Raw genomic sequence first — 12,311 nt, forward strand, 5'->3', positions numbered from 1 at the left:
GCTTTTACTGGCGTGTTGTTTAAGGCCGATTTCCTCAAAAACACTCCGGAAACGAGTACCACAACCGAAACCATCAATATCAGGACTGGTGCCATTCTGAGGCTGTTTTTGCCAAAGCAACCCTAAAACGGTTCCCTTACCCAGACTTCCAGTTGGGGTTTAGACTTATTCTTAGAAATATTTTTTGGTGCCTTTTTCGGGTTTTCAGGCGCTAAATACCCAGCACGGTTTTCAGGCGGGCGTAACCTGCTTTGCTGAGGGGCAGGCGGGTGCCGTTGCGGAGCAGGGCCACGTGGGTTTCCTTCTCCAGGGGTTCAATGCGGGTGAGCTGGTCCAGGGCCATCATGTAGGACCGGTGCACCCGCACAAACTGGCGGCTCTCCAAGGTTTTCTCATAGTAGCCCATGGTTTTCTTTTTCAGGAAACAGCCGTTGGCGGTATGGATCTTCACGTAATCATCGTAGGCTTCCAGGTAGTGGATGTCCTGCACCGGGATGATCCGGATGTCGTTGTTCACCTTCACCACAATGCGCACCTGCTCCTCGGGCTGCTTGGCTGGCACTTCTTCCAGCACTTTCACCGTGGTCTCTGGTACCGGCTGCTGCTGTTTCTGGCGCCATTTCTTTAAAGCGGCATCAAAACGCTCCTGGGTGAAAGGTTTGAGCAGGTAATCCACGGCGTTGGTCTCAAAGGCCTTGATGGCGTACTCGTCAAAGGCGGTGGTGAAGATGACGCCCGGCACCGCCTCCACCAGTTCCAGCATCTCAAAACCGTTGATCTTAGGCATCTGGATATCCAGGAACACCAGTTCCGGCTGATGCTGCATGATGGCTTTCACGCCTTCAAAACCGTTGTTGCATTCCTGCACCATCTCCATATCTGGGTACTTCTGCAGGTACTCGCAGACAATGCTCCGCGCCAGGGGTTCATCATCAATTACCAGACACTTGATCATATTTTCTGAGGTATTTTAACGGTGGTGATGAAAACGTTGTCTTGTTGGTGGGTGGTGAGCAGATCGGTGCGGGCGTACAACAGGTACAGGCGCCTCCGTACCGAGTCCAGCCCGAAACCGGTGCCCTGCTTGTGCTGCAGCAGCGCGGAGTCAAAAGGATTCAGGGTGCTGATGACCAGCATGGAATCCTGGAGGGTGGCGGTAATCTTGATCAGAATATCGTCAATGGTATCGTATAAGCCAAACTTGATGGCGTTTTCCACGATGGGTTGCAGCAAGAGGTAAGGCAAAGTCCCTTGCAGGCTCTCTTCCTGGTAATCTACCTGGGTCTGCAACCGGTGCCCGAAACGCACTTTCTCAATCTCCAGGTAAATCTGCAGGTGCTGCAGTTCATCGGCGAGGGGTACCATGGTCTGGTCATCTTTCCGCAGGGTTCCCCTGAGGAAATCAGAAAGCTGCTGCACCATTTTCTTGGCCTGGTCGGGCTGGGTCTTCACCAGCGCACTTATGGAGTTTAAGCTGTTGAACAGAAAGTGCGGTTGCAGTTGCTGCCGCAGGTTGAACAACTCGGCTTCGCGGGCCAGTTTCTCGGTAGCCGCTTTGCGCTCCTCGGCTTCCTGTTTCTCGCGGGCATAAAACCAGAGCCAATTCTGCAAGACAATGAACAAAATCATGAGCCACGCGAAGGCCAGCCGCACAAAGAACGTTTTGTCTACAAAGGCCAGGTACTCCGTTTGCGGCCCCAGCAGGTACTCCATTCCTGTATCCCAGAGCACCAGGCTGATCATGGCCACGCCCAAACTCCAAGCCATCAAGTAGACCACCTGCCGTCCGCCCGGCCGATAGAACCGAAGCGCCAAGGCCATCACGTATCCACTGCTCACTACCAGACCACTGCTTAAAGAGGCGTCTTTCCAGGCCAGCTCTACCGGGAAACCTGCCTGGTAAATCACCGCGGTTTGCACCACGGCCCACAGCATGGCCCAACCAAGGTACAGCAGAATATTCTTGAATGTAGACATAGTCAAGCAGTTGTTTGCCCCGTAAACTGGCGCAACCGATATCATTAGTAACTCTTGATCTCTATGCCTCCGCAGAGCACCGTCCCTCTCAATACCAGCACTTTGTCTGATTCCAGGGCCGCCTCCACGAAGCCTCTCTTATCATCTACTCCCCCGAAGATGGTGACCACCTCGGAGCGAACCCGCCAATGCGGCGGAACAATCAGGCTCACCCCTCCGAAGAACTCGGTGATGTTCAGAATCACTTCGCCCTGCATATCGGCGTGGGTGAGGTTGTATTTGGCGCCGCCACAGAAGGTCACAATATCACCACCTTTGAAGTCTTTGGTGATCACGTTTTTGGTGATGCCGCCAAACACCGCGGTGGCCGTCAGGAAGTCATCTTTTGAAAAGCTCTCGTTGGTGGGATTAGCCCGGTTGAAGTTAGGTCCCTGCGGTCCGAAGCGCCTTACGTTCTTCATGTGTTTCTCGCAGGTGTGCCTTGGTTTGAAGATAAGCCAAAGACCGCCCACCATGAGGATAATCGGCCATAAAAAATTTCTGAGCCGAATACCAGGCATCAGGTCCTCCAACAGAAACACGCCCCCGATGATGATGGGCACAATAAATCCGGGATTGCGGAACGAATGCCTGATCCCCGAAAACAGCCCTATCACAATCAACAGCACCTTCCAGGAGAAAACCCAGCTCGGCAAGAAGATAGCGTTCATCTGGTAGGCCAGCAACATAGCGCCAACCCCAATGATCAATAACCCGGCGGCCACCCGGCCCCCTTTGCCCGTAGGTCGTTCCCAGTGCCGGTAATCGCCTACTCGTTTTATGTTCGGATTTTCCATAACCTTGCTGATTTATGTTCCAAAACTAGGCAGAACCGCTGCGCGCCACAACGGGAATTAGGCTAAGCCCCAGAGAAAGTAGGTGAATGGCGGGTGGGCGTAGGTAAACGGAGGTAATTTGTTTTTTACCGATGCTTTTGTGTTTGTTTGGTCTGTTTGCGTTAGCATGGCGGAGCTGTTTACTTTCAGTTTTCTTGTGGGATTGTAGTCCGCTTTCGCTGGCGTGGCGCCGTTATTTGCGTGGGTGCATAACCTGATTTGTTGCATCGTTTCTCTCCGTGCGCTCACGGCCGCGAGGCCCCGCCTTCCGGCCTCGCGCTGCGCCAGCTTCCTTTGCTCCTTTCAGTCGCAATGCCTAACGGCACCGGAACCTGACAAGGCGCTCCACCGAAAGGCTGGAATTGGGAATGCGCTAGCAGGAACGACCCAGACCTCACAGGTTTTGAAAACCTGTGAGGTCTTCTGAATAATATGACATGGTTCAAGTCTGCGACTTGGACCCACCATGGCCGGCAGTTTGCAAAGCCGTGATGCACCAGCTTCAAACCATTCTCCCAAAGAAACTAAGCCAATTACAAGGGAAAGGCTACCTAAGCACTTCCCTGCAATCTGTTTAGGAGCCGATTTCCGTAAAACAGGCGTAAATCATATCAACAAGCTCAGCTAGCCGCTGCTCTTCCTTACAAAACCTTACGCATTCACCATTACTTCTTTATCTTTGCGCTATGCTATTGGAGAACATTAAACGGCTGACCCAAGAGGTAGAGGCCTATGCTATAGAGAACAAAGAGCAACTGGAAACTTTCCGGAATACGTATGTGAGCCGCAAAGGCCAGATTGCTGCGCTGTTTGACGAGATGAAAACCGTTGCCCCTGAGCAGCGCAAACAGGTAGGCCAGGAGTTGAACCAGCTCAAGCAGCTGGCGCAGCAGAAGATGGACACCGTGCAGGAAGCGCTGGAGCAGAATGCCACACCAGATGCGCTGGCCGGCCTTGACTTCACCTTACCGCCTGTACCTAACGCTTTTGGCACCCGGCATCCGCTGGCCCGTGTGCGGGAGCAGATCATCCGGATCTTTGAGCGCATTGGGTTTAACGTGTCTGAAGGCCCCGAGATGGAGGACGACTGGCACAACTTCTCTGCCTTGAACTTCCCTGAGAACCACCCCGCCCGCGACATGCAGGACACGTTCTTCCTGAGCAAGAACCCAGACATGCTGCTGCGCACGCATACCAGTAGTGTGCAGGTACGTGTAATGGAGCACCAGAAGCCACCTATCCGCACGCTGTCACCAGGCCGCGTATTCCGGAACGAAGCTATTTCGGCAAGAGCGCACTGTGTGTTCCACCAGGTAGAAGGCTTGTTCGTGGACCGTGGCGTGAGCTTCAAAGACCTGAAAGACACCTTATATTACTTCGTGCAGGAGCTGTTCGGGCCAGACACCCAGATCAGGTTCCGCCCGTCGTTCTTCCCGTTCACTGAGCCCAGCGCAGAGATTGACATTACTTGCCTTATCTGTAAAGGTGAAGGCTGCAACATCTGCAAGCACAGCGGCTGGGTGGAGATCGGTGGCTCGGGCATGGTAGACCCTCAGGTTCTGGAAAACTGCGGCATCGACTCCAAGGAGTTCTCTGGCTTCGCCTTCGGGATGGGTATTGAGCGGATCACCATGCTCAAGTACCAGATCAAGGACCTGCGCCTGTTCACCGAAAACGACGCCCGTTTCCTGCGTCAATTTGAGGCAATCTAGAACAGCGGGGTAAAAGCATTTCGCGGCACTGCCTCTGTTTAGGGGCTATTTTCAAATAAAGAGCCCCTAAACAGAAAATTTTCTGGTTTCATTTTCAGCCACTTATCAGAAATCAGGAAAATTTTATTTGCTAAGACTTGCACACAATCAGAATAGCCCCTACTTTTGCATCATCATTCAAGGTCACACGGCCAGAACATGATAAACTCCTCCTTAGCTCAGTCGGTTAGAGCACATGACTGTTAATCATGGGGTCCTTGGTTCGAGCCCAAGAGGGGGAGCTTATAAATCAGCCACTTACGAGATAAAACTTGTAAGTGGCTTTTTTGTGTGCACACAATTTGCACACTTCTATATCCCTCCTATGGCTTGAGTACCGGAGTGATGCCTCTGATGGTGTATTCCATTAACTAACTATTCAGGCCACTTTCCTCTGCCTTTCTGCAGTTGGCCTCTACTCATCTTCTACTTACTGTAGAATCATTCTAAATAACTTGGGATTCTAAGTTGTATGGCCTAATATTGTGTCATTATTTAGAATTAGTCTAATTATCGAGCTATCGACTTGATGTGCAATATGAGAGTACTTCCCTCACTGCCATATATAAAGCTTACCATTCCTTTAACCAAAGGGCTCTTTGCCCTATTCTTCTTACTTCTCACCTGTTCTTTGGCCGGATATGCCCAAAACAACGGAACAGTCTCGGGGAAGGTAACCGACGCCGGAAGCAAGGCCATTGAGTTCGCCAACGTGTTTATCAAAGGCACCGAGGCTGCGGTTCAGACCAATGCTGACGGTTTTTTTTCTCTCTCTGCGCCTGAAGGCGATTATGACCTGGTAGTCTCGTTTGTAGGCTATTCCTCAAGAACGAGCAGGATTCACATCACAGGGGGCCTCACCACCAACCTGGGCACGATTGCGTTATCTGGAAGCCTGAACGTGGACGAGGTAGTGGTAACCGGCAAAACGCAGAACACCGCTATCAAAGAAGAGGGATTCAACGTGACCGTGCTGGATACCCGGAAACTGTACAGCACCTCCGCTGATTTAAACCAGGCCCTGAATAGAACCACCGGCATCCGCATCCGGGAGGAAGGGGGCGTGGGCTCTAACTTCAGTTTCTCTTTGAATGGCTTTTCCGGAAAACAGGTTAAATTCTTCCTGGACGGCATCCCTATGGATAACTTCGGCTCTTCCCTGACGCTTAACAACCTGCCGGTGACCATGGCCGAACGGATAGAAGTCTACAAGGGCGTACTTCCTATTCATCTGGGAGCAGACGCTTTGGGCGGCGCGGTGAACATCGTGACCCGGGCCAACCCTAACTTCCTGGATTTCTCTTACGGCTTCGGGTCTTTCAACACCCACAAAGCCGCTGTGAACGGGGCCTTCACCAATCTTAAAAGCGGGCTAACCTTCCGGGCGAACGCTTTCTACAACTACTCAGACAATAACTATAAGGTGGATGTGCAACCCATCAACCTTACCACCGGCCAAAAAGAAGCAACGAGAGAAGTAGAGCGTTTCCACGATGCCTATAAATCGGGGACTCTTCAGTTGGAAGGCGGTGTTACCGGAAAGAAGTATGCCGACCTTTTCCTGGTAGGACTGATTGCCTCAGGCAATGACAAGGAGATCCAGACGGGCGTGACCATGGAACAGGTCTTTGGCGCCAGAACCACCCGCTCTTCCTCTGTGATCCCTACGGTGAAGTACCGCAAAGCGAACCTATTTGTAAAAGGCCTGGATCTGAGTCTGTACAGCGCCTATAACATGACGCAGAATCGGTTTGTAGACACCACCCGCCTGCAATACAACTGGAACCGGGAAACGAAAGAAACCAGCACGGCTGAGTTTGTCCGGACGCAGCTGAAGAACCGCGACAGTGAAGGCCTTGTAACCGCTAACCTCAGTTACGCGCTTTTTCCTGACCATTCCCTTTCCTTTAACTATGTCTTGTCTGACTTCGGGCGGAAATCAAGTGACGTGGAAGATCCGCAAAACGTGACTTTCAGGTATCCACAAGCCCTGAACAAACAGGTATTGGGCCTTGCCTGGCAGATGAACAAGAAACGTTTTACCGCTACGGCCTTTTCTAAGCTCTACCATTTAGATGCCAGTTCCTTTGAGCAGGTCTCTGACGGAACGGGTGAGCCAAACTATCAGCCCATCCAGACCAAAACCAATAATATCGGCTATGGAACAGCGCTGGGCGGTTTCATCCTGCCCCAACTTCAGTTGAAAGCCTCTTATGAGCATACCTACCGCCTGCCCGAGGCGATTGAATTGCTGGGAGACGGTCTGTTTGTCCGGAGAAACTCTGCCCTGAAGCCTGAGAACAGCGACAACGTGAACGCAGGGGCCATGTATTCCTTCAAACCCCACCCAGATCACCAATTCGCCCTGGAGGCCAATTATATCTACCGAAATTCAGATGATTACATCCGGTTGGACCAAAGGCAAGCCCAGCCTATTGACCGGCAGTACATCAACATGGGGAACGTGGTGACCAACGGAGTGGAAGGCGATTTCAGGTATTCCTGGAAAAACAGGCTCCAAATGGGATTGAACTTCACCTACCAAAGCATTGTGGACAGAGAGGAATTCCTGACCAGCACCAATCTCACAGGTACCACCGTCTACAGGAACCTGGGCTACGGTTACCGCATCCCTAATATGCCTTACCTGTTTGGGAACGCAGAGGTAGGGTATTCCTTCACTGATCTGGGCACAAAAAACAATGTGCTTACCCTCAATTACAACCTCAATTACGTGGAGGAATACTACTTCACGCCGGAGCACCTGGGATCTAACAACCAGGACGTGATTCCGCGCCAGGTAGCCCACAATGCCATGATCAACTACACGCTGCATGGCGGCAAATATGGCCTCTCCCTGGAAGCCCGGAACCTGACCGACAGCAAACTCTTCGATAACTACCTGCTCCAGAAGCCGGGTCGCTCCTTCTTCTTAAGGGCCAGATACTTTATCAGCAAATAATCACCAACCAATAATTATTTAAATGAAATCAGTGATCAAACAACTAGCCAAAATAAGCCTTTTTGCAGGAGTGGTCTTTACCTCCTTTTCCTGTAGCGATAACGAGAGCGACGATCCTACGCCGGGTACTGGAACAGACAAAGTGTATGCCCTGGGAGTAGGGGTTACCACTTCTACCTCCACCACTAATTATGTAGTGCAGACCAGCAACCTCATGAGCGGCACTATCTCCCTGACCGGGAACGGTTTGTTGCAGTCTGGCTACCGTGATTACGCTTTCGGGGGAGGCACTTTCTATAGTATTGGCGGATTAGGCATCACCGATGTCAATGCCATCACCCTCAATTCCTCTAACCAACTGACCACCAAAACCGGTCTTACCTTTGAACTGGCCAACAATGACTTCATAGGTCCAGACGGAACCGGTACTACTATGGTGGGCGTATCCTTACCTGCTTCGCCAACGGCTGGCCTTAATGCCAAATTCTATACGGTGAACGTTGCCTCCAACGCCATCACCAGCAGAGCCGATGTTCCCATGAACAGCATTCACCCTAGCAACAGAGATTGGCTGTTCCATACCGGCATGAGAGTAAGAGGAAACCAACTGTTCCAGACCTTCTATCCGGTGAACCATACCACCTACGCTACCGCTAACACCGATACCTGCTACGTGGCCATCTATAGCTATCCGGGCTTCGGGCTACAGAAAGTGATCAAAGATACTCGTACAGGTCCGGCGGGGGCATTCAATACCCAGTCAGGTATCTTCAAAACCGAGAACGGCGATTTATATACTGTTTCCAACAGCAGCTACAATAACGGCTACAGCCAATCAACCAAGCCCGCCGGCATTCTGCGTATTGCGGCTGGTTCTACAGAATTTGACCAAAACTACTTCTTCAACACAGATACCGCGCCTAACGGCGGCAAGATTGCCCACGCGATCTACATAGGCAATAATAAGTTATTTGCGGCCATCACCACGGTAGCTCCTACCCTGGCAGACAGATGGTCTGACAAAAACCTGCGCCTTGCCATTGTGGACCTATCGGCTAAAACCATCACTCTGGTAGCCAATGCGCCTCAGTTCACCGGTAACGGAGGCAGAAGCTTCGCGGCCTTGCTTGATGAAGGCAAAGTATACACCGCCATTTCCACCAATGGGGTGGTAAACATCTACCAGACCGATATCGCTACCGCCACCGCTACCAAAGGAGCAATGATTGAAGGCTCTTTCTTAGGCGGAATTGCCAGACTGAAATAACCTACCTACCACCAGCCTTGGCCTATTCATCTGAGGCTGGTGGTATTCTTTACCCATTCCCCAGCGTACATCATGAAAAGTAAAAAATCAAACAACCCAAGTCCGCTAAGACGCCTCAACGACTGGCTCCACCTTTGGCTGGGTCTGGTATCAGGCATTGTGGTGTTTATCGTGAGCATCACGGGTTGTTTTTACGCTTTTCAGCAGGAGATCAAAGATGCCCTGGAGCCCTGGCGCTTTGTGGAGGCCCAGGAAAAAGCTTTTGTACCGCCCAGCCAGTTGCTAGACACTGCTTTGGCCTACATGCCTAATGCCAAGCCCACCGGCCTGACCTATAGCAACCGCGAAGGCGCTGCCGCAGTGGGCTTTCAGAACAAAGAGCATTTTACGGCTGTTTTTCTCAATCCTTATACCGGCCAGTTCTTGAAGAAACAGCAATCATTGGGAGAGGGTGAGTTCGATTTCTTCCGCTTCATTATCAATGGGCACCGGGCCCTTTGGCTTCCTTATGAAATTGGCCGGCCGATTGTGGGGGTTTGTACCCTCATTTTCTTGGTGCTGCTCATTACCGGATTGGTGATGTGGTGGCCCAAACGCTGGAACAAATCCAACCGCGATAAAAGCTTTAAAATCAAATGGAGCGGCAGTTTTAAAAGGGTGAACTATGACCTGCACAACGTACTGGGTTTTTACACTCTGATCCTGGCCTTTGTGCTGGGGGTTACCGGCTTGGTCTGGAGCTTTAAGTGGTTTGAGGAAGGCCTGTACTACGTGACCTCCGGCGGAAAAGAAATGCCGGGGCACCACCATCCGCATTCAGACACTACTAAAGCGGGTTTGTTGGCCAATAATACGGTATCGGCGCTGGACCGGGCCTGGTACAAAACCATCGCCGTAGAACCAGACGCACAGGGCTTTTACATGACCCCGATTCTGGAAGACAAGGACGATGCCCTTGAAATCATCGCCTACCAGAACCAAGGTTCCTGGTACAACCGCAATGAGTATTACTATGACCAGTACACGCTGGCGCTTTACCGGGTGCAGGGTGACCGTTATACAGAGGCAAATACCGCAGACAAATTGACCATGCTCAACTATGACATCCACATTGGGGCGGTCTGGGGATTGCCGGGCAAAATCCTGGCGTTTTCCATCAGCCTCATCTGTGCCAGTTTGCCCATTACCGGGTTTCTGGTGTGGTGGAACAAAAATAAGAAAACCAAGAAGAAGGCTAATCTTGCCAGAAATGCAGAAAGCACCAGACCCAAAAATTCCGGTGTGGCAACGGCATAGAAGCGACCGAACAGCCCCATTCTCAGATTTCTTCACTTTCCAAAGCAGGCCTTCCGCCTGCTTTCTCTTTTTAAGTTTAGGGCTAGGAACCCGTAAACTTGTAGTGCGCTGCTGTATCTTTGTCCAAACCCCAATTTCCAGATAGCAAAACCACCATGCTTTATAGTTTCACCAATGACTACAGCGAGGGTTGTCACCCTAATATCTTACAAAGACTAACCGAGACCAATACCCAGCAGCAGGCCGGCTACGGGAACGATGCCTTCTCCCTGGAGTCTGTGGCCGCCATCAAGACTCTGTGCAAACAACCAGACCTGGATGTGCATTTGGTGGCCGGAGGCACGCTAGCGAACCTTATTGTGCTGAGTGCTTTCCTTAAGACCTATGAGTCTGTGATCGCTGCCGAGACGGGGCACATCAACAACCATGAGGCGGGCGCCATTGAAGCTACCGGGCATAAGATTGAAACCGTGACCACCCCAGACGGCAAGTTAAGCCCAGACCTCATCAGGCCGTTGCTCAACAAGTTTCCTGAGTACCATACCGTAAAGCCCAAAATTGTCTACATCTCCAACTCCACCGAGATTGGGACCATCTATAAAAAACAGGAATTAACCGATCTGTACGCCTTCTGCCAGGAGAACAACCTGCTGCTGTTCATGGACGGCGCCCGCTTGGCCATGGCTTTGTCGGCTCAGAAAAATGACCTCACGCTGGCAGACGTAGCCGCTCTCACCGATATCTTTTACCTGGGTGCCACCAAAAGCGGAGGGTTGATCGGCGAAGCCATTGTGATCTGTAACGCCAGCCTGCGCAAGGACTTCAAATACTACATCAAACAGCGTGGCGCATTGCTGGCCAAGGGCCGATTATTCGGGATTCAGTTCGTGGAGCTGCTGCGCGACAACCTCATGTTCCACCTGGCGGGCCACGCCAACGCCATGGCCAAAAAAATAGCCCGGCAACTGCAGGAACTCGGCTACTCTTTCCTGACCCAGTCAGAAACAAACCAGATATTTCCCATCCTGCCAGATGCATTTATTGCCCAACTTTCTAAAAACTACGGCTTCTTTGTCTGGCGGAAAATGCCCGGCGAAGTCTCGGCCATTAGATTAATCACCTCCTGGGCGACCCCCGAAGAGCAGGTAGACCAGTTCTTACAGGAAGTAAAAAGCCTTTCTGCGGCAGCAAAGTAATTACTCTTACTTACGCCTGTTACCTACTGAACCCGCCGCTTGTCCTTAGATTGATGGACACATTGATTTATCCAGAAGAGCCACTTACAAGGTAATACTTGGAAGTGGCTCTTCGCTTTTTAAGCCTTCCTGGTACTTTCCCCCTCCTTTTCTCCAGACTAAATACTGTTTTTTAACTTTAGAGGTATTTATTTCAAGCCTCTGCCAGGTAAGATGGATATAAATTCACTAAAAAATCTATTTTTACAATAGACATCCCCTAGCCACAGACCAATGAAAGCATCTCCCCCTGTATGCCTTCGGCAAAAGATTGAGGAAAAAATATCTGAGGTAGCGGCCATCGCCGATTTGTTGCCCGGCGTGGTCGTCATTCATAACATCCAGAAAGACCTGGCGGTGGAGTATATGTCCCTCAGGGGGCTCCGACAGATTGGGACTACCCTGGAAGAGTTGCAGCAGATGGGTGCGGAATTCCACTCCCGCTTCTTCAACCCCATAGAGTCTGCCGATTATATCCCCAAACTCATTCAGGGCCTGCTTAGCCGCAATGACCAGGATGAGGTCCTCTCCTTTTTCCAGCAGGTGCGCTTCCATGACCAGGAAGACTGGATGCTTCACCTGAGCTCGGTTAAGATTTTCATGCGTGATGAGGAAGGCTTGCCGCTGCTCTCCATCACCATTGCCATTGCGGTAAATCCTATGAACCACGTCACGGCCAAAATAAACCGGGTGCTGGAAGAGAACGCTTTCCTGCGCCAGCATTACCAGAGGTTCGCCCTGCTGGGCCCGCGCGAGCGGGAAGTACTGCGGTTGGTGGCCTTGGGCAAAAGTTCGCAGGAAATCTCGCAGGAAATGTACATCTCAGAGAAGACCGTGAACACCCACCGCCGCAACATCAAGACAAAGCTGAATACCCATTCCTTTTTCGAAATCTCGCAGTACGCCCGTGCCTTTGACCTGATCTAGGTGCTTTTGGTAGGGCTGGTG

9 protein-coding genes and 1 tRNA gene are annotated in these 12,311 nt (G+C 51.4%); 7 read left to right on the forward strand and 3 right to left on the reverse strand.

What is annotated here, in order from left to right:
* Positions 1-211 precede the first annotated feature (211 nt).
* The 3 genes from J3P34_RS10070 to J3P34_RS10080 are packed head-to-tail and all read right to left on the reverse strand — an operon-like array spanning position 212 to position 2,813.
* Positions 212-955 carry a LytR/AlgR family response regulator transcription factor gene (locus tag J3P34_RS10070; protein WP_210488302.1) on the reverse strand — a complete coding sequence of 248 codons (744 nt, stop codon included), beginning with the start codon at positions 953-955 and terminating at the stop codon, positions 212-214.
* A complete protein-coding gene (locus J3P34_RS10075) occupies positions 952-1,977 on the reverse strand; it encodes a sensor histidine kinase (protein WP_210488304.1) in 1,026 nt (341 codons plus the stop codon). The genes J3P34_RS10070 and J3P34_RS10075 overlap by 4 nt, the downstream gene beginning before the upstream one ends.
* A gap of 44 nt (positions 1,978-2,021) precedes the next feature.
* A complete protein-coding gene (locus J3P34_RS10080) occupies positions 2,022-2,813 on the reverse strand; it encodes a LiaF transmembrane domain-containing protein (protein WP_210488306.1) in 792 nt (263 codons plus the stop codon).
* A gap of 725 nt (positions 2,814-3,538) precedes the next feature.
* Between J3P34_RS10080 and pheS the strand changes: the two genes are divergently transcribed.
* The 7 genes from pheS (at position 3,539) to J3P34_RS10115 (ending at position 12,290) form a co-directional block, all read left to right on the forward strand.
* On the forward strand, positions 3,539-4,564 hold the full coding sequence (pheS, locus tag J3P34_RS10085) for a phenylalanine--tRNA ligase subunit alpha (RefSeq protein WP_210488308.1): 1,026 nt from the start codon (positions 3,539-3,541) through the stop codon (positions 4,562-4,564).
* A 207-nt stretch (positions 4,565-4,771) separates the two neighbouring features.
* Positions 4,772-4,845 (forward strand) — tRNA-Asn (locus tag J3P34_RS10090).
* Positions 4,846-5,141: 296 nt separating this feature from the next.
* Complete coding sequence (locus J3P34_RS10095; protein ID WP_210488309.1) at positions 5,142-7,565, forward strand: TonB-dependent receptor; 2,424 nt, start codon at positions 5,142-5,144, stop codon at positions 7,563-7,565.
* A gap of 22 nt (positions 7,566-7,587) precedes the next feature.
* Entirely contained in the window at positions 7,588-8,832 is a 1,245-nt protein-coding gene (locus J3P34_RS10100) for a DUF4374 domain-containing protein (RefSeq protein WP_210488311.1), read from the forward strand.
* Positions 8,833-8,904: 72 nt separating this feature from the next.
* Positions 8,905-10,128 (forward strand): PepSY-associated TM helix domain-containing protein, encoded by a 1,224-nt coding sequence (locus J3P34_RS10105; RefSeq protein ID WP_210488313.1) that lies wholly within the window; start codon positions 8,905-8,907, stop codon positions 10,126-10,128.
* A 155-nt stretch (positions 10,129-10,283) separates the two neighbouring features.
* Entirely contained in the window at positions 10,284-11,324 is a 1,041-nt protein-coding gene (locus J3P34_RS10110; RefSeq protein ID WP_210488315.1) for a threonine aldolase family protein, read from the forward strand.
* 273 nt (positions 11,325-11,597) lie between these two features.
* The gene (locus J3P34_RS10115) at positions 11,598-12,290 is read left to right on the forward strand and encodes a helix-turn-helix domain-containing protein (RefSeq protein WP_210488318.1); all 693 of its coding nucleotides are present in this window, start codon (positions 11,598-11,600) and stop codon (positions 12,288-12,290) included.
* Positions 12,291-12,311 lie beyond the last annotated feature (21 nt).

The sequence above is a fragment of the Rufibacter aurantiacus genome (genome assembly GCF_017916345.1).
Classification (GTDB): Bacteria; Bacteroidota; Bacteroidia; order Cytophagales; family Hymenobacteraceae; genus Nibribacter; species Nibribacter roseolus.